We start from the raw sequence: 17,517 nt of genomic DNA, 5'->3' as shown, positions 1-17,517 counted from the left end.
CCCGGTTCTTCAGCGGAATGAACCGCTGAAGAACCGGGGTATCAGGCTTCGCTGCGCTTACGCGAGCGGATAACCATGGTGGAACCAACGGCGATGAGTCCCAGGGAGAGGCCACCGATGGTCATGAGCAGCTGGCCGTTGGCACCCGTGAGGGGCAGCTGGGGAACAGGCTGCTTGTTGTTGGGGATCTCAGCGCTGTACGTGATAGCGGCGAGGACACCCTTGGAGACCGAGATACCGGTCGTGGTCTTCTGCGGCAGGACGTAGCCTGCGGGGGCCTCGACCTCCTCGACGACGTAGCAGCGCGTGCGCGCGTCCTGCGAGCCAGCTCCGGCAGAGCCGACGGAGTCGCCGACGTACAGGCCGTCGATCGTCACCAGGCCGTTGGCGTCGGAGACGAACTCGGTCTTGTTGTTCACCGTGATCGGCTCGCCGGTCTTGGTGGCGGCAGAGCAGTCGGCCGCGTAGGGCTCGGCGGCGTCGTAGACCTTGAACTTCGCACCCTGGATGCCGGTCTCGGCGGGGGCGGAGTTCGCATCAAACTTCAGCAGGTGCGCGTTACCCCAGTCCGTGGAGACCTCGGGGGAGGTAGGCGGATCGTTGGGCTCGGTCGGAGGAGTCGACGGGGGCTCGTTCGGAGGAATGGCGCCGTAGTTGGTGTCCTGGATCAGCTGAGCCTGGTTCTTAATGGTGCCGTCGCCAATCGAAGTCACCTTGCCGGAGAAGATCGCCTCGACCTTCTTGCCGGGGTTCGCCTTCAGCTTGGCCAGGCCGGCGCGCTGGAAGGAGACGAGGACGAGGCCGCCCGTGTTGGACTGCACGTAGTCGGTGTTCTCGACCAGCGTGTCCGCGCCCAGGGTGATCTTGTCGACCTTGCCGTCGGCGAGGCGATCATCCAGGCGGTCGCGGATGTAGAAGTAGGTGAAGTTCGTGTCAGCGTCGAGGCTCGGGATCGTCGTGGAGACGGGGAACTGCACGCGCGAGCCGAGGCCCACACCGTTCTTCCTCTGATCGGAGATGGTCTTGTCGATCTCGATCTTCTGGTTCTTGGGGTAGGCGTGCACGTCGTAGAGCCACTTGCCGTCACCACCGTTGGTGGTGTTGGGGAAGGGGATCGTGACGACGAAGGGCTTGGCCTTCTCAACCACGTCGGCGGGCGCCTCGGTCTCACAGACCAGGTATGCGGCGACAGGCAGGCCGGCCAGGGTGGTCTCGCCGCCGTCCGCGGTCGTGCCCGTTGCCGCAGCCTGAGTATCGACGGCGGGCGCATTGTCGCCCAGGGTCGGGTGGGCGGGATCCGCGCAGGCGTTGGACGGAATCTTGTCAACCAGGGTGGCCAGCTTGTCCCAGTCGGCGGGCTTGGAAAGGTTCAGCCCGGAAACCTTGTAGGCCTTGAAGGTGACACCATCAATGCCGTCGCCTTCAGCGTCGGCGGTGCCGTCAACCTTGCCCATGGTTCCCGAGGCGTTCTTCAGGTGCTTGTGGACGATGATCGAACCGGTTGCATCCTGGTTGATCGTGCCGTAGGCCGGGTCCTCAGCGAAGGTGGCAGCACCGGACGCGACGACGCCGGCGACTGCGAGGGTAAGAGCACCCGCGGTGGCGATCATTCGCCGCCCGAGGGGCGCGTACTTCCTGCTCACTGGTCTTCCTCTCATGACTTCCGCACTGTGTGTGACGGGATGGATGATTCAAGAGCAAATATATGTGAGGGAAGCCAAGAAAACTATGATTACCAGGAAATTTGAAAGTTATCTCACGACTCCATGTAAAATACCGAATATTTTATGCAGCAGATCTCAGTTGATTACCATTCGGTAAGAACAGATCCCCCGATCACGCGGGACATTTCCGTGTTTATCTGCGGCTTCCCGAGCGCTGCAGCGCCCTTAAGAGAGCCCGCGGAACCCCCTCCGAAGAGGACACGCTCACCTGGATAACACCGCGCATGTCAAGCATTTTGGCGACGGCCGCACGACGTTGCTCAACAACCATGCTCGCGTCGTGCGCCAACTGCTCATCCCTGCGCAAAAAGTCGGGGAGGGGCCCCTCGTTAACATCGATGACGGTTTTATCCTGGTCAATATCTGCCGGATTCATGTCGGCCACCGACACCTGAATGACCCGATGGCGCACCGACAGCGACTTGATGAGGTCGTCAGCGACTCGTGTGGGCTCGGGCTGCGTCGCATCCGTGACGATCACGATGAGGCTTCGCCGCTGGATGACGGTGCGGGCGCGCGCGAGGAGCTTGGGAACGTCCGAGTGGGGCGAGGACAGGGTGATGTCCTCCTCGATCCGGCGCAGCACGGTCTCGGCGTGAGCGTTACCCGATCGGGCGGGCAAGAAGCGCACGCGCTCGGAGTCTCCGGCGACGAGACCGATCTGGTCTCCGCGAGCGACACTCAGCCACGCAATCGCCTCGCATGCCGCCAGGGCAACCTCTTCCTTAGTTTCCCCGGAAGGAGCAAGCGCACCCATCTCGCGACCGGTGTCGACGACGAGCATGACCTGCAGGTTCGCCGTCGCCTCGCGCCGCTTAATGATCGGCGACCCCGTGCGGACGGTTGCCGGCCAGTCGATGGAACGCACGTCGTCGCCCGCCTGATAGGGAGCCAAGTCCAGGAACTCCCATCCGCGCCCCTGCCGCAGCGCGGAGTGCTGACCGTCCATGATGGACAGCAGCTTGCGCAAGATGGGCAGCTGGATGCGCGACGAGAGCGAGTGGATTTCGCGCGAGCGTACAGGCATAGCGTTCCTCTAGAAAGTCGACTGGCGTGTGGGACCGTGGATACTTTACGGAACAGGCACCGCGTTGAACACGGCGTCGATGAGACCCTCGATGGAGACGTTGTCGGCAAGAGCATCGAAAGTGCGAATGATGCGGTGACGCAAGATGCCGTAACGCATTTCCTTAATGTCATCGGGCATCACGTGGTTGCGACCCGACATGAGGGCGATGGCCTGAGAGATCTGCATGAGGGCGATGCCACCACGCGGGGAGGCACCGACGCGCACGTGGTTGCTCCACCCCGGCAGCGGGTTGGGGCCGGCACCGCGGGTCGTGTTCACGATGTCAACGATGTACGCCTTGAGGGTCTCGTGGACAAACACGCGCCGGCAGGCTTCCTGCAGGGTGCGCACGTCTTCGAGGGTGATCGGAGCGGCCGACGATCGCGCCTTGATCTGGCCGTTATCGATGCGCGTCAAAACCTCTAGCTCCTCGACGGGCGTCGGGTAGGTAATGACCTCCTTGAGAAGGAAACGGTCCATCTGCGCCTCGGGCAGCACGTAGGTGCCCTCCTCTTCGATGGGGTTCTGCGTGGCCATGACCATGAAGGGGCTGGGTAGCTTGTGGTTGACGCCACCGATAGTGGTCTGGCGCTCCTGCATGGCCTCGAGCATGGCCGATTGCGTCTTCGCCGACGAACGGTTGATCTCGTCCATGAGGACCATGTTCGCGTGGACGGGACCCAGCTGGGTGACCATCTCACCACGTTCCTGGTTCCAGATCTGCGAGCCGACGATGTCGTTCGGCATGAGGTCAGGGGTGCACTGGATGCGTCGGAAGGTGCCGGACACCGCCGCCGCGAGGGTCTGCGAGGCCGTCGTCTTAGCGAGGCCAGGAACGGATTCGACGAGCACGTGGCCGCCAGCGAGCAGCGCGGCCGTCAGCGCGCGGCGCAGGCCCTCCTGGCCGACGACGGTGTGCTGAAAAATAGTATTCATACGATCGAGTAGCCCCTTCGCGTGGGCCAGCTCTTCGTTGGTCAAGTAGTTGGGCACGGACTCTCCTTGCGTGCGCGGTCGGATGCAATCTCAGTGTAGCCGTCTCCGTCGTCTCGCACGCAATCCGGTCAGTTTTAGCATCTGCATTGACGAGGCCTCACCCAACCTTCGACTGCCTGCTCCCCCGCTTCGTCCTAATCCATGAAACACAAAAGGGGTGGGCCCCGGAGGTAACTCCGGGGCCCACCCTCAATCCGCGCGGATCAGGCCTGCTTCGCGGCGGCAATGCGCTCGCGGAACTTGGCCAGCTGCTCGGTGATGGCGGCGGGGAGCTTGTCGCCGAACTGCGAGAAGTATTCCTCGGTGTCGTCCATCTCGGCGGCCCAAGCGTCAGGGTCGATCGCGAAGAGCTTGGCCCACACGGCCTCGTCAATGTCCAGGCCGTCGAGGTTGAAGTCCTCGAACTTGGGGTAGCGGCCGGTCACGCCATCGATGGCCTCGACCTCGCCGGCGGAGCGGCGAACGATCCAGTCCAGGACGCGAGCGTTGTCGCCGTAGCCGGGCCACATGAAGTTGCCGTCTTCGTCCTTGCGGAACCAGTTGACCTGGTAGACGTGCGGGAACTTCTCGCCCAGCTTGTCCTGCATCTCCAGCCAGTGGCCCCAGTAGTCGGCCATGTTGTAGCCGCAGAAGGGGAGCATGGCGAAGGGGTCGTGGCGCAGCGAGCCGGCCTTGACGTCGGTAGCGGCGGCGGTGACCTCGGAGGCCACGGAGGCACCGATGAACACGCCGTGGGCGGGCTCGTACTGCTCGGCGACCAGCGGGACGTTGGTGGCGCGGCGGCCGCCGAAGAGGATGGCGTCAACCGCAACGCCCTCGGGGGCTTCCCAGTCGGGGCAGATGATCGGGCACTGCGAGGCGGGAACGGTGAAGCGGCTGTTCGGGTGGGCAGCCTTCTCGCCGGACTCGGGGGTCCAGTCGTTGCCGTGCCAGTCGATCAGGTGCGCCGGAACGTCGCCGTCAATGCCTTCCCACCACACGTCGCCGTCGTCGGTCAGGGCGACGTTCGTGAAGATGGAGTTGGCCTTGCCGGTCTCCATGGCCATGGGGTTGGTCTTGTAGGAGGTGCCGGGGGCGACGCCGAAGAAGCCGGCCTCGGGGTTGATGGCGCGCAGGCGGCCATCCTCGCCGGGGCGCATCCACGCGATGTCGTCGCCGACGGTCTCGACCTTGTAGCCGGGGATCGTGGGCTGGAGCATGGCGAGGTTGGTCTTGCCGCAGGCGCTCGGGAAGGCGGCGGTGACGTGGAACTGCTGGCCGGTGGACTCGCGGGTCAGGCGCAGGACGAGCATGTGCTCGGCCATCCAGCCATCGCGGCGCGCCATCGTCGAGGCGATACGCAGCGCGAAGCACTTCTTGCCGAGCAGGGCGTTGCCGCCGTAGCCCGAACCGAAGGACCAGATCTCGTTGGTCTCGGGGAAGTGGGTGATGTACTTTTCGTCGTTGCAGGGCCAGGTGTCGTCTTCCTGACCTTCCTCGAGCGGAACGCCGACGGAGTGGACGGCGGGAACCCACACGCGACCCTCGTTGATGAGGTCCATGGCACCCGCACCCATGCGGGTCATGATGCGCATGTTCACGACGACGTAGGGGGAGTCGGTGATCTCAATACCGAGCTGCGAGATGGGGCCACCCAGGGGGCCCATGGAGAAGGGGATCACGTACATGGTACGGCCCTTCATGCAACCCGTGAACTTCTCACGCAGGGTCGCCTTCATTTCCTTGGGGTCGGCCCAATGGTTGGTCGGGCCAGCGTCCTCTTCCTTCTCACAGCAGATGAAGGTACGGGACTCAACACGCGCAACGTCGGACGGCTTGGAGCGGGCGAGGAAGGAGTTGGGGCGCTTCTCTTCGTTCAGCTTCGTGAACATGCCGCTGGCGACCATCTCAGAGGTCAGGCGATCCCACTCTTCCTGGGAGCCGTCGGAGAACTCGATGGCGTCAGGGGTGGTCAGCGCTGCAATCTCAGCAACCCACTTGATGACATCTTCGGGAGCGTTCGCCGGAGCGGCTGCACGCACGTCCTGTTCGGTCACGGACATTTTGCCTCCTGAGGCATTTCGGATTGTCGAGGCCGCATCTGCGTCCCCGATTGACAGAATCAATCATGCCGGACCCCACACCCACGCTTGCGGGAGCTTGGTCCCGGTCACACCTCAATCGTAGTCGAACGTGTCACACGCCGCCCGGTCGATAGGGACTTTCAGCCCAGCCACAAGGGCCGCAACAACAACCTCGCCACTCCCCGGCCTCGCGAATGCGACGGAAGTCAACCTGTGACGCACCACCGTGAGATACAACACCACATATGGGGTCACAAATCCATATCTGAACTTGAAGTCTCACCACCCCATGACCGACGATTACAGGTAGCACAACAGTGCTGTTCGCCATTGGAAGGACCGAATACACCATGGGACTCCGTTCTAAGACCCAAGGCCCTGACTTTTTTGAAGACCTGACCTCGCAAGCCCGCCAGCTCGTGCAGGCCGTCGAGTTCCTCTCGCACATCTACGCCGCCTCCCCCGAGGAGCGCATCGCCCTGCGCGATCAGCTCCACGAGGTCGAGCACCGCGGCGACGAACTGAACCACGCGATCGTTCAGCGCATCAACTCCTCGTTCATCACGCCTTTCGACCGCGAGGACCTGCAGTCCCTGGCGTCTCACCTGGACGACTGCCTCGACTTCATCGACGAGGCTGGCGACCTCCTGGTCGTCTATGGCATTGCCGACATCCCCACTTCCCTCGTCTCGCTGCTCAACACGCAGATCGAGGTCATCCAGCACTGCGCAAACCTGACCGCGCAGAACATGCCCAAGCTCAAGTCGCCCGTGGACATGCGCGACTACTGGATCGAGGTCAACCGCCTCGAGAACGAGGGCGACCTGGCCTATCGCCGCACCCTGACGGCCCTGTTCGACTCGGGTCTCGACCCGATCACGATCATCAAGCTCAAGGACATCGTCCAGGGCCTCGAGTCCTGCGCCGACGCCTTCGAGGAGCTGGCCAACGTCATCGAGTCACTCGCACTGAAGGAATCCTGAGCCGTGGATCTGAATCTGATCCTCGTCTGCGTCGTCATCGCGGTCGCGCTGTTCTTCAGCTACACGAACGGCTTCCACGACGCGGCGAACGCGATCGCGACCTCCGTGTCGACGCGCGCGTGGACTCCTCGCGCGGCGCTCCTCATGGCCGCGGCGATGAACGTCATCGGCGCCATGATGGGGACGGCCGTCGCCAAGACGGTCGGCAAGGGCATCATTTCGATTAGCGACTACGCCGAGTCTCCCCTGCCGGAGATGCAGCAGAAGGGCCTTGTCATCATCCTGGCCGCGCTGCTGGGTGCCTGCATCTGGAACCTGATCACCTGGTGGTTCGGACTCCCCTCGTCTTCCTCGCACGCCCTCATCGGCGGCATGGTGGGCGCCGGCCTCATGAGCGGCACGGTCGTTTACTGGTGGGGCATCATGAGCCACGTCGTGATCCCGATGTTCGCCTCCCCCATCATCGGCTTCGTCGTCGGTTACGTCGTCATGCGCTTCGTTTTGTGGGCGCTGCGTAAGGCGCAGTACCACCGCACGATGCGACGCTTCCGCGCCGCGCAGCGCTTCTCCTCGGCTGCGATGGCCCTGGGCCACGGTATTCAGGACGCTCAAAAGACGATGGGCATCATCGTCATGGCGCTACTGGCCGGCGGCTACGGCGAGCACCACAACATTCTCGATCCCGTGACGGGCGAGATGAACGTGCCCCTGTGGGTCAAGGTCTCGGGCGCTCTGGCGATTTCGCTGGGCACGATGGCCGGCGGCGGACGCATCATGCGTACGATCGGCCGCAAGATCATCGACCTGGATCCGGCTCGCGGTTTCACGGCCGAGGCCGTCTCCTCCTCGATCCTGTACCTGTGCTCCTACGTCATCCACGCCCCCATCTCGACGACGCAGGTCGTGTCGACGGCGATCATGGGCGTCGGTTGCACGAAGCGCTTCTCGGCCGTGCGCTGGGGCGTCGCTGGCAACATCGTCATCGCGTGGTTCCTGACGCTTCCGGCCGCCGCTCTCGTGGCGGGCATCGTCTACCTGATCGTGGCGCTCCCGCTCGGAGTTCACTGATGCGCGGTCGCCTCGTCGCAACGGCTGCGGTCGTCGGTCTTCTCGTTGCTCCGCTCGCGGCATGCTCGGATTCTTCCGTCATGCACATGCGGGTGGGTCAGTGCATCCTCCTGCCGGAGGGGTCGGAGGAGACCACGGCGACCACTCTGGAGACGACCGGCTGCACCCGCGAGCACGACGCCGAGGTGTTTCACATCGATTCGATGCCCGACGGGGATTTCCCGGGGGCTGTCGAGCTCAACAAGCAGGCCGAGTCGGTGTGCATCGCGGCGTTCGGCGACTACGTGGGTTCGGATTACCTGACGTCGACCCTGGATGCGACGTGGATGATTCCGACAAAGGAATCGTGGGCTCAGAAGGATCGATCGATCGTGTGTCTTGCACGTCCTCTGGACCATTCGAAGCTCACCTCGTCGGTGAAGGAGTCCGGTCTGTAGGTTTCGATGACCCTCCGACTATCGTCGGGTGGTGCGCGGCTTCATGCCACGCACCACCCGACACTTTTACCGTCCGGTACTGGATTGTTATCTTTGACACCCTGCGCCGCCAGGGCGGCACCGACGCGCACCTCCGCCTTTAACGTTCAGGTCGGACACTGCATCCAGCTTCCGACCGAAGAGAACGTCACCAATCTGACAACTACCGACTGCTCCACGCTCCATGACGCCGAGATCTTCCACCTGTCGCAGGTCACGGCAGATGAGCGACCGACTGATACCGAGCTCGAGGACATCCAGCTAGTCGGCTCCATGAAGGGTGCCAACAAGTAACCGAATGCCTCATCGCTCGCGGCGTCTCGGCTCATGCCGGACCGCCGCCGCTTGTACATATCCGAACTGCACCTTGTATAGTGTCCTCAGTGGCACCGAAGTCCTACCATATAGTCAGTGTCGCTGTGCCGCGCGCACCAGATCCCGTCGACCACGGTCCCATCACACAAGGAGCATCATGTCCCGAGTTTCCACCCGCACTCTTGCCCTCGCGTCTTCCGTCGCCGCTCTGTCCATGACTCTGTCCGCCTGCTCCCTGCTGGGCGGCAACACCTCGGCCTTCAATGTCCAGGTCGGGCAGTGCGTTCAGCTGCCGAACGACAGCACCGTCTCGCGCATCGAGGTCGTCGAGTGCACCGCCGAACACGACGGCGAGGTCTACCACATCGAAAAGCTTACTGACAGCTCGCGTCCGAGCGACTCCGAGCTCGACGACCGTATGACCGAGGTCTGCACCAACACCTTCGAAGGTTACATCGGCGCTGCGTACGAGGATTCCAGCCTGGAGATCACCACGCTGTTCCCGACGGATGGAAGCTGGAAGCTGGGCGACCGCGACATCGTGTGCATCGCGATTTCGGATGACGGCTCGAAGCTGTCGCAGTCCGTGAAGGGCACCGGCATGTGACCTGCACTCATGAGTGCTCGTGGCGGCTCGGCTTATGCCGGGCCGCCTCAGTGCTTCTTGGAGGCCTTGCGCGCGTGCGCGGCGGGGTCCTTCGTGGTGACGGCGTGGGTCTCGAGGGCGGCGACGACCAGCCCATCGGGTCCGTGTTCAACGTGCGCGACGAGGACCTGTCCGCACCTCAGGCGCGGGGCCTGGCCACCGGCGACGGGAGCCGACGCAAAGGCGCGGATCTCCTCGATAATCGCGTCCCGAGCGGATCCCGCGATGGACAGGACCGTGGGCGACGCTTGCTCACGCAGGCGCTCGGCCGCGAAGGCACGGACGCGCCCGAGGCGCGCCTCGGCGTCGATCTGCGTGTATGAACCGGAGGCGGTCAGATCCAGGGAGTCGACGAGCGTCACTGGTCCTCCACCCATCGACGCCCACGGGGTGAGGCTCTGGCGCGCGCGAGTGGCAGGCGACGCGTAGGCGCGGGCCACCCCGAAGCTGGAGAGCAGGTCGATGAGGTCCAAGGCCTGGCGTAGGCCGAATCGACTGAGCGGCGGATCGGCGAGGGCGACAGCGCTCTCGGCCTTCTTCGCCAATGCCCGCTCCACCCGGGCGGCCCTCCTGGCCGCCGCGGAGGCCACCATCGCGGGCGTGGGCGCTGGGCGAGGCGTGGCCGAAACCGCTGTCTCAGCACTCTCCGTGGGAGTGCCGGAAGAAGCGGAAGCAGCGGCGGACTCCCGGGCATCCCCAGCCTCGTCGAGGCGAGGGGTGAGGCCCTGCCCGGGACGCAGGACGAGGAGAGTCGTGGTCACGAGGCGGCCCTCGCGGGCGCGGGCGACGATGTCGGCGAGGAGGCGGCGGTCGCCTCGGCGCGTGAGCATGTCGGCGGCGCGCTCGGGCGCGGTCCACGCGGTCTGGTCGATTTCGGTGCGCGGGGCGCGGGCGACGGGGGCGCGCAGGCGCTCTGAGGAGTGGCCTTCGGGGACGGGGGTGCCCACCCAGTAGTGGACTTCCTTGGTCTGCCCGCCGCCGAGGCGGTAGCGCTGAGTCGTCAGGGGCGCGCCGAGGGTGATGACCTGACCGGTTTCCTCCTCGACTTCGCGCACGGCGGCGGCGACGAGGGATTCACCGTTTTCGGTCTTGCCTTTGGGCCAGGACCAGTCGTGGTAGCGCGGCCGGTGGACCATGAGGACTTCGATGTCCGCGGGGTCGATGGGCTCGCCGGGGAGGGCGACGCGCGCGGGGTCCGTGAAACGCCAGACGAGCGCCCCCGCGGAGCGAACGAGTCGCTGGGGACGTGGGGATGGCATCGGACGCATAGGGCCAAGGGTAGCCGCCCGGGCGCTCCCGTGCCCTGGTGGGCGCGCCACGTCACGACGGTTCGGGCCTTCCACGAGGCCGTCCAGGGAACGCCGGGATCAGCGCCGACGCCGCGAACGAGGGGTCAGTCGAGGGTGCCGACGGCCGCCTCTCGCGCTGCGACGTCGAGCTCGTCGGCGGTGACCAGCAGCGCGGAGCGCCGCATAGTGACGCGGTGAGCGAGCGGGTCCGCGGGGTCTTCGATCCACAGGGCACCGGCCTCACCGGCGGCGAGCACTCGCATAGCCCGCGAGGCCTCGCTCAGCACGTACTCAAGGTCATCGTCGGTGAGGTCACCGCGCAGCAGCGAGTCGACCTCCTCCATGATGAGGTTCAGGGAGCGCAGCTCGACGGGGGCCTCGAGGCCCTGGATGATGGGCGCACGCGCCCCCTCGGCGTAGCGCTGGGCCACCGGGATCGGATCGCGGTGGTACCACTCGTGCAGCAGGTAGACGCGCCACAGCGCCCCGGGGAGCGTGAACTCGGGGCTGCGCGACCACACGTGCGCGATCGTGTCGACGCCGTGAGTGCGCACTGTCTCGCGCAGGCGCGCGACGTCGGCGTCGGTGAAGGTCTCGTCGCCCACGCCCATCAGTGCCCAGGCGGCGGTGTGCGCGACGGCGGCGGTGGCCGCGGGGTCTTCGTCTCCGACGATGGCGTCAGCCCGGGCGGAGTCGAGCATCGCGGGGCGTCGTGGCATCTTCGATTGTGCCATGGGGACTTCTTCCTCCTACAATGGGTCTGCTGGGCCTATAGCTCAATGGTAGAGCAGCGGACTTTTAATCCGTAGGTTGGGGGTTCGAGTCCCCCTGGGCCTACTGGTCGCCTCGGAACGTTCCGGGGCGTTCACGCTATCTGCGGGCGCACGCCCGCGTTGGAGGTGCATCATGGATCCTCGTTTTTCTCGCGCGTATGGCGCCCTGGCCGGCCTGGCGCTCGGAGACGCGCTGGGCATGCCGACGCAGGCGATGTCACCGGAGCAGATCCGCGCGGTGTACGGGCGCATTACCGGCCTCGTGGACGCGGACGCCTCCCAGCCCTACGCGCCGGGCATGCCGGCGGGCTCGGTCACGGACGACACGGAGCAGGCGCTGCTGGTGGCTTCCCTCCTGGTACGAGGCCGAGGCTCGGCCTCGGGTCGCGTGGCCCTAGACGCGGGCGAGTTCGCCGACGCGTTGCTGGACTGGGAGGATTCGATGATCGAGCGCGGGTCGCTCGACCTGCTGGGACCCTCCACGAAGGCGGCGCTCGAGCGTGTGCGCACGGGCGAGGACCCGCTGACCGTGGGCGGGGCGGGGACCACGAACGGCGCGGCGATGCGCGTCACCCCGATCGGTATCGCGATGTCGACGGCCGATCCCGAGGCCTTTGCGGATGCCGTCTGGTCCACCTGCCAGGTCACGCACGCGACGCACCAGGGTTTCCACTCGGCTGCCCTCGTGGCGGCCGCCGTGTCCATGGGTATTGACGCGGCGCGATCGACGACCCCGGATCTGAGGAGCCTGCTATGGAAGGCCCTGACCTTCGTCGATTCCCTGCCCGAGCGCGGAGCGTGGACCCCCGACCCGGACGTTGTGGCGGCGACGCGCAGGGCCATGCAGCTGGTCGCTAACCCCGCGTCCTCGTCCCTAGAATGCCTCGTCGAGCAGGTGGGCACGTCCGTGGCTTCGGCGCAGGCTATACCCATGGCATTTGCCTTGCTCGCTCGAGACCCCTCCCCGCAGGCGCTGCTGGACGCCGCCAACATCGGCGGGGACACCGACACGATCGGCGCGATCGCGGGCGCGATCCTGGGCGCCGTCCTCGGCTTTGAGGTCTTTGTCGGCCGCGGCCTCGCCCAGGTCGAACTCGCCTCCCACCTGGACCTGCCGTCCGTCGCCCTCGAGCTGTTGGAGCTGCGTTCGGCTCACGAGCCTGCCGCGAGCGCACCCACGTCCCCCGAGACTGAGGGTGCGAGCGAAGCCGCTTCTCCCGAGGCACCCACCCCGGTCTCGTCCTCCGATCCCGGGGCGGGCAGAGTCGTCCTCATGGGGCAGATCCTTGTGGACCGTGTCCTTCAGGGGGCGCGTCCGATTCACGGCGGCGGCTCCGAATGGGCGCGTGACGGGGGCACGCATGTGGGCGGTGGCTTCAACGCGCTCGTGGCGGCGCGCCGGATGGGAGCCGAGGCCGTCTCCCTCAGCCCGATCGGCACCGGGCCCCACGCGTCGCTAATCACGGATGCCCTCGCACGGGAGGGAATCGTCGACGCAGGCCCGCACGTGGAGGGCGTGGATAACGGGTTCTGCATCGCCCTCATTGATCGCCGCGCCGAACGCACCTTCATCTCCACGAAGGGGGCGGAGACGATGACCCCCGCGAGCGCATGGGCGGACTTCGTGCGCACAATGAGCCCCGACGACGTGCTCTACATTGACGGTTACCTCATGGACCACCCCGCGAACCGCGAGGCCGCGGAGGCTGCGTTACGCGTCTTGCCCGAGGGTGTGCGCGTGCTCCTGGATGTCTCTCCCGTCATCGGGATCCCGGAGAGCTTGCCCACTCACCACGCGATCATCTCGATGAACAGCGTCGAGGCGAGGGCAATCGCCAAGCAGTCGCGACTTGACGGCTACCTGCCTTTTGACTCTCTCAGTTGCCTCCTCGCGCAGACACTGGGGGGCGACACGTTGATTCGCCTCGGAGCATCCGGCGCTTGTTTTGCTCGCTCTGTCGGCCCCGATAGCGAAACATCAGCCGTGCACATCCCGACCCCAACCGTCGACGCCGTCGACACGAACGGCGCGGGCGACGCTCACAGCGGCGTCCTGGCGGCCTCCCTCGCACAGGGTATTCCACTCGAGCGGGCACTTGTACTGGCCAACTGCGCGGGCGCTCTGGCGTCGACGGTCGTTGGCCCGGCCTCGTGCCCGACGCGCGAGGACATCGAGGCCGCGGCGGACGCGCTGAGCGAGTCGGGAAACTGACATGGATCCGCGCTTTGATCGTGCCCACGGGGCGATGGCCGGCCTTTTCTACGGTCAAGCACTCCAGGTGGACACTGAGGGTGAGAAGGGCAGCAAGTCGACAACCCTCAGCGAGAGCATTCTTGCTCTAATGGCGGCCACCAAGTCCGTGAAGCAGCCGACGTTCCCCTGCTTCACGACACCCGTTGATCGCTTGTATGGCCTGATGCTCGGAGCCGTCCAGCTCGGCATCGCCACCTCGATAGGCAATCCCCAAGCCTTCGGGGACGCCGTGTGGGACAACAGCCAGAAACGGGAGCCCACGCGCCAGGACTTCCAGGCGACGGCGCTGGTTGCCGCCGGGGTGTCGATCGGCCTAGACAGTCCGAACTTCCGCGTGGAGGACGCTCTCGTGCGAGCCGTCGACATCGTGTCGTCGATGGAGGCTCACGGCGAGTGGAGCCCTGAGCCGGACGTGCTGGCCGCGACGCGCAGGGCGTTGAACATCGCAAGCAACGTCAACGACTACATCGGCTTCTCTCTCGAGCGGCTCAGCAAGCAGATCGGGTTCGGAAGTTCTCCCGCCCAGATCGTGCCGGCTGCTTTTGCCTTGGCCGCGCGCTACCAGGATCGCCGTCTCCTATCCTCTCCCCTGCGGCTCGGCGCCCAGGCGCACACGATCCTGTCCATCGTCAGCGCGCTGGTCGGAGCGGTTCGAGGCGCGAGCTTCCTGCGCCCCTACGGTTTGTCCCGGGTTGAGGACGCGTGCCCGCTGAACCTGGCGGATCGCGTAGGAAATCTGCTCGCCACGCGCACGCCCTACCCCAGCGACGCTCTCGCCCCGGGCGCATCCACGCTACCGGTCGCCCCCTCAGCCCCGGCCTCGTTCGAGGACAGCTCATCGAGCCTGCACACGCGTCAACGGTACTTCGAGTCCGTCAACCCACCCACACCGCTCGGCGCGCGCCGAGGCGGACCTCAGACCGGGCGCGTGCTTGTTCTCGGCGAGCTGCTCCACGACCAGGCCATGCACTCCGAGACGTACCCGCGTTTCGGCGAGCACGTGTGGGCCGAAGAACTGGGCCAGTCCACGGGCGGCATGTTCCGCGCACTGGTCGCGGCGCGACGCATGGGAGCCGAGGTCGTCTCGCTCTGCCCGATCGGAGAAGGTCCCAATGCCGAGGCCATTTCGCAGGCCTTAGCTCGCGAGGGCATCATCGATGCCGGTCCCCGATTCTCGGGGGCTGACAACGGCTACCAACTGATCTTTACCGGCGACAACGGCTGGCGGCTGACCGTTGCAACGAAGAGCCCACTACCCGAAGACACCACACGGGTGTGGGCGGAAGCCATCCAATCGATGGGCCCCTCCGATGTCCTGTGCATCGACGGCGCGCTGCTCACCCAACAGCCGATGACGCGGGCCCTGCGCAAGGCTGTGACAGGCCTGCCCGATCACGCTCGCGTCGTCTTCGACGCGTCCTCTCACAAGGGCTTCCTCGAAGGCCTTCCCCTCGACAATGTCATCGTGTCACTGCGCGCCTCCCAACGGCCCGGCTTCAGCGGCTTTTTCCGGCATTTCAACGACGACTATCCTCCGTTCCCCTTCTACGAGGAAAACGACGAGCCCCGGGATCAGGCAGCGGCCCTCGCCATGCTGACGATGCGTTGTGTCGTGCTGCGCGCAGACGATGGCCAGGTGTACTACGCCCACCCCACCCACGACGAAGCCCGCTTCATCCGACCTCGCGTCGTTCAATCCCCAGCACCCCCGCTCGCCAAGAACCAGAACCTGGAGACCTCGGGCATTCATTCCGCAACGTTGGCGGCCTGCCTCGCGCTCGGCATACCGGTCAAGCGGGGCATCCTGCTAGCGAATTGCGCGGCCGCACTCACCACGCCAACCTCGCTGCCCACCCGCGATTCGCTCGAGGCTGCGGCCGACAAGCTCGCGGCCCGCGATCAGGCCTGACAAGGAGAAACGAGAATGGATCCACGACTCCCCCGCGCAATCGCGGCAATGGCAGCCCTCGTCCGCGCGGATATGGCCAACCCTGTTAACCTGGAAGCGCCGACGAAAACGGTATCGGAGGTGACGAGGCAGGCCATGGCCATCGCCACGCAGCTGACGCGAGGCCCGGGTGGTGCCCACGCTATTCGTTCAGGCGAGTGGCACGCCCCCGCCGCGAGCGCGCTCGATCGCCTCTTGTGCGCGGTACCCATCGGCATTGCGATGTCGACACTTGACCCCGAGGCCCTCGCAGACACCGTGTGGGCAGCGTGCGGATGCGCGACTCGAAACCAGTTCCAGGCAGCTGCACTTCTTGCGACGGCAGTGTCCTTATCCATCGAATCTCGCGACATTCACCTCGTTGAGGCTGTCCAGATCGTCTCCGATATGACACCGCGCGGTGAGCCAGAGGAAGGCCCCGATGTCCTGACGGCGACGCGGCACGCATTGAACTTCCAAGCCAACTCTGTGCAGGTCAACGGCTTCTCGCCCATCAGCCCGTTGACTCGCAAACTCTCCGACCATACCCCGTCGTCTCTCCTCATCCCATTGGCCTTCCTCCTCTCTGGTGACCGCTACGGTTCGATGTCCACCTCCACGTTGGGTAAGTTGTGCGGGGAGCCGAGGCTGCTGCGCATCATTTCGGAACTTCTGTTCAATTTCTCACCACCCGGTCGTTACTTCTCTCACCGCTCGATGGAACGGGTTGAGCAGGACTCTCAACTCGATCTGCTAGGGATCACCGGGCAGTTGCTCGAGCTGCGTCCCCCCGCCCCCGACAGCTGGCTACGGCGGGCTGTCGAACACTCGGAGTCGCGCTATTCGAACGGTGGCCGGTCTTCCTTCGAGGCCCCCGGGTCGACTGTTCTCACTCGAGCTGCACCCTTCGAGCCGGAGAGCGCACCGACCCCGCTCGGACCGGCCAGGGGCAATGCGCCCGCAGGTCGCGTCGTCTTCATGAACGAGCTAACGCTCAGGTACGACCGACAGTCCGCGGACGAACCTCTGCCCAGCGGGGACGAGTGGGCTACCCGTGAAGGCGTCCAGATTGACATTTGTTTGACGGCCATGCGAGCCGCCCGAGCCATGGGTATCGAGGTCGTGAGCCTCAGCCCGATCGGCGAGGGGCCGCGCGCCTCGATCATCGCCGAGGCTCTGGCTCGGGAGGGGATCATCGACGCGGGTCCGCGTGTAAGGGGCAGCGATAACGGATACGAGTCGAACGTTGTCGGAGACTTCTACCGCTCGAAGCTCTCATTCATCGAGAATGTTCCCAAGCACGCATGGGACGAGGCGATCCGCACGCTGGGACCCTCCGACGTCCTGTTCGTCGACGGCGCAGTGAGGCGTTCTCGGGAGGTTCTCTCCGCTGCCGAGAACGCACTCGTTCACCTGCCGGAGCACGTGCGCGTCGTCCTGGACGCGTCGAGACGTGAGGCCGGGCCTGCACGTCTTCCCAAAGACAACGTGATCATGGTGCTGCATCAGCGGGGAGTGCAGGGCCTGTGCGAGCCTATCGTGCAAGATCGTTCGGCTTTTGATGCCAGCCAGGACCCGGACCGCGCCGCCGGTTTCGTCGAAAACATGTTTGGTCGCTACACACTGATCGACACGGCGACAGAAGAGTCCTACCTCGCGCGCCCACTGCGTGCCAAGACCTCAGAGGTCTCGTACGTCACCCGATTCCCCGCGCCAACCGTCGAACCGACGGATCCATTGGGTTCCCAGCACGCACGCTACGGCGTGCTGGCGGCCGCCCTCGCGCAGGGGCAAACCCTCGAGCGTTGCATCCTTCTCGCAAACTGCGCGGGTGCCCTGGCCTCGACCATGCCCGGCCCGGCCTCGTGCCCGACGCGCGAGGACATCGAGGCCGCGGCGGACGCGCTCGCCGCGGATGCGGCTGCGGAATAGGA

The 17,517-nt window shown here is 65.5% G+C and carries 14 protein-coding genes and 1 tRNA gene; 9 read left to right on the top strand and 6 right to left on the bottom strand.

Going from position 1 to position 17,517, the window contains the following annotated elements; genetic code table 11:
* Positions 1-41 precede the first annotated feature (41 nt).
* From RDV55_RS06060 to RDV55_RS06045, 4 genes are all read right to left on the bottom strand, one after another.
* Positions 42-1,643: a SpaH/EbpB family LPXTG-anchored major pilin gene (locus RDV55_RS06060; protein ID WP_165835841.1), complete on the bottom strand. Its 1,602-nt coding sequence runs from the start codon at positions 1,641-1,643 to the stop codon at positions 42-44.
* 214 nt (positions 1,644-1,857) lie between these two features.
* Positions 1,858-2,751, bottom strand: a complete 894-nt coding sequence (locus RDV55_RS06055; protein ID WP_111823451.1) for a DUF58 domain-containing protein — start codon at positions 2,749-2,751, stop codon at positions 1,858-1,860.
* 45 nt (positions 2,752-2,796) lie between these two features.
* Complete coding sequence (locus RDV55_RS06050) at positions 2,797-3,786, bottom strand: AAA family ATPase (RefSeq protein WP_111823450.1); 990 nt, start codon at positions 3,784-3,786, stop codon at positions 2,797-2,799.
* A gap of 206 nt (positions 3,787-3,992) precedes the next feature.
* Positions 3,993-5,831: a phosphoenolpyruvate carboxykinase (GTP) gene (locus tag RDV55_RS06045; RefSeq protein WP_111823449.1), complete on the bottom strand. Its 1,839-nt coding sequence runs from the start codon at positions 5,829-5,831 to the stop codon at positions 3,993-3,995.
* Between the two features lie 371 nt (positions 5,832-6,202).
* On the opposite strand from RDV55_RS06045, the gene RDV55_RS06040 reads away from it, so the two are divergent.
* The 5 genes from RDV55_RS06040 (at position 6,203) to RDV55_RS06020 (ending at position 9,301) form a co-directional block, all read left to right on the top strand.
* Positions 6,203-6,835 carry a DUF47 domain-containing protein gene (locus tag RDV55_RS06040; protein WP_111823448.1) on the top strand — a complete coding sequence of 211 codons (633 nt, stop codon included), beginning with the start codon at positions 6,203-6,205 and terminating at the stop codon, positions 6,833-6,835.
* A 3-nt stretch (positions 6,836-6,838) separates the two neighbouring features.
* Positions 6,839-7,903, top strand: coding sequence for an inorganic phosphate transporter (locus RDV55_RS06035; RefSeq protein ID WP_111823447.1), 1,065 nt, complete (start codon positions 6,839-6,841; stop codon positions 7,901-7,903).
* Positions 7,903-8,340 carry a septum formation family protein gene (locus RDV55_RS06030; protein ID WP_111823446.1) on the top strand — a complete coding sequence of 146 codons (438 nt, stop codon included), beginning with the start codon at positions 7,903-7,905 and terminating at the stop codon, positions 8,338-8,340. Before RDV55_RS06035 ends, RDV55_RS06030 begins: the two co-directional genes overlap by 1 nt.
* Positions 8,341-8,424: 84 nt before the next feature.
* Positions 8,425-8,673 carry a hypothetical protein gene (locus RDV55_RS06025; protein WP_174703806.1) on the top strand — a complete coding sequence of 83 codons (249 nt, stop codon included), beginning with the start codon at positions 8,425-8,427 and terminating at the stop codon, positions 8,671-8,673.
* 178 nt (positions 8,674-8,851) lie between these two features.
* Positions 8,852-9,301 (top strand): septum formation family protein, encoded by a 450-nt coding sequence (locus RDV55_RS06020; RefSeq protein ID WP_111823445.1) that lies wholly within the window; start codon positions 8,852-8,854, stop codon positions 9,299-9,301.
* 47 nt (positions 9,302-9,348) lie between these two features.
* Here the strand turns inward: RDV55_RS06020 and RDV55_RS06015 are convergent, their stop codons facing one another.
* On the bottom strand, positions 9,349-10,599 hold the full coding sequence (locus RDV55_RS06015) for an NUDIX hydrolase (protein ID WP_111823444.1): 1,251 nt from the start codon (positions 10,597-10,599) through the stop codon (positions 9,349-9,351).
* A 134-nt stretch (positions 10,600-10,733) separates the two neighbouring features.
* Positions 10,734-11,363: a hypothetical protein gene (locus RDV55_RS06010; RefSeq protein WP_111823443.1), complete on the bottom strand. Its 630-nt coding sequence runs from the start codon at positions 11,361-11,363 to the stop codon at positions 10,734-10,736.
* A gap of 31 nt (positions 11,364-11,394) precedes the next feature.
* Between RDV55_RS06010 and RDV55_RS06005 the strand changes: the two genes are divergently transcribed.
* From RDV55_RS06005 to RDV55_RS05990, 4 genes are all read left to right on the top strand, one after another.
* Positions 11,395-11,466: transfer RNA gene (locus RDV55_RS06005), tRNA-Lys, on the top strand.
* Between the two features lie 69 nt (positions 11,467-11,535).
* On the top strand, positions 11,536-13,614 hold the full coding sequence (locus RDV55_RS06000; protein WP_111823442.1) for a PfkB family carbohydrate kinase: 2,079 nt from the start codon (positions 11,536-11,538) through the stop codon (positions 13,612-13,614).
* Between the two features lies 1 nt (position 13,615).
* Complete coding sequence (locus tag RDV55_RS05995) at positions 13,616-15,565, top strand: carbohydrate kinase family protein (protein ID WP_111823441.1); 1,950 nt, start codon at positions 13,616-13,618, stop codon at positions 15,563-15,565.
* A 15-nt stretch (positions 15,566-15,580) separates the two neighbouring features.
* Entirely contained in the window at positions 15,581-17,515 is a 1,935-nt protein-coding gene (locus RDV55_RS05990) for a carbohydrate kinase family protein (protein WP_111823440.1), read from the top strand.
* The last annotated feature ends 2 nt before the right edge of the window (positions 17,516-17,517 follow it).

It is taken from the genome of Schaalia odontolytica, assembly GCF_031191545.1.
Classification (GTDB): domain Bacteria; phylum Actinomycetota; class Actinomycetes; order Actinomycetales; family Actinomycetaceae; genus Pauljensenia; species Pauljensenia odontolytica.
This window is presented reverse-complemented; position numbering and strand designations above follow the sequence as displayed.

What these genes read in the sequence shown, in the direction of transcription:
- RDV55_RS06000 (WP_111823442.1), top strand. Translation starts at nt 11,536, where the DNA reads ATGGATCCTCGTTTTTCTCGCGCGTATGGCGCCCTGGCCGGCCTGGCG.
- RDV55_RS06055 (WP_111823451.1), bottom strand. Translation starts at nt 2,751, where the DNA reads ATGCCTGTACGCTCGCGCGAAATCCACTCGCTCTCGTCGCGCATCCAG.
- RDV55_RS06040 (WP_111823448.1), top strand. Translation starts at nt 6,203, where the DNA reads ATGGGACTCCGTTCTAAGACCCAAGGCCCTGACTTTTTTGAAGACCTG.
- RDV55_RS06015 (WP_111823444.1), bottom strand. Translation starts at nt 10,599, where the DNA reads ATGCCATCCCCACGTCCCCAGCGACTCGTTCGCTCCGCGGGGGCGCTC.
- RDV55_RS06010 (WP_111823443.1), bottom strand. Translation starts at nt 11,363, where the DNA reads ATGGCACAATCGAAGATGCCACGACGCCCCGCGATGCTCGACTCCGCC.
- RDV55_RS06030 (WP_111823446.1), top strand. Translation starts at nt 7,903, where the DNA reads ATGCGCGGTCGCCTCGTCGCAACGGCTGCGGTCGTCGGTCTTCTCGTT.
- RDV55_RS05990 (WP_111823440.1), top strand. Translation starts at nt 15,581, where the DNA reads ATGGATCCACGACTCCCCCGCGCAATCGCGGCAATGGCAGCCCTCGTC.
- RDV55_RS06020 (WP_111823445.1), top strand. Translation starts at nt 8,852, where the DNA reads ATGTCCCGAGTTTCCACCCGCACTCTTGCCCTCGCGTCTTCCGTCGCC.
- RDV55_RS05995 (WP_111823441.1), top strand. Translation starts at nt 13,616, where the DNA reads ATGGATCCGCGCTTTGATCGTGCCCACGGGGCGATGGCCGGCCTTTTC.
- RDV55_RS06045 (WP_111823449.1), bottom strand. Translation starts at nt 5,831, where the DNA reads ATGTCCGTGACCGAACAGGACGTGCGTGCAGCCGCTCCGGCGAACGCT.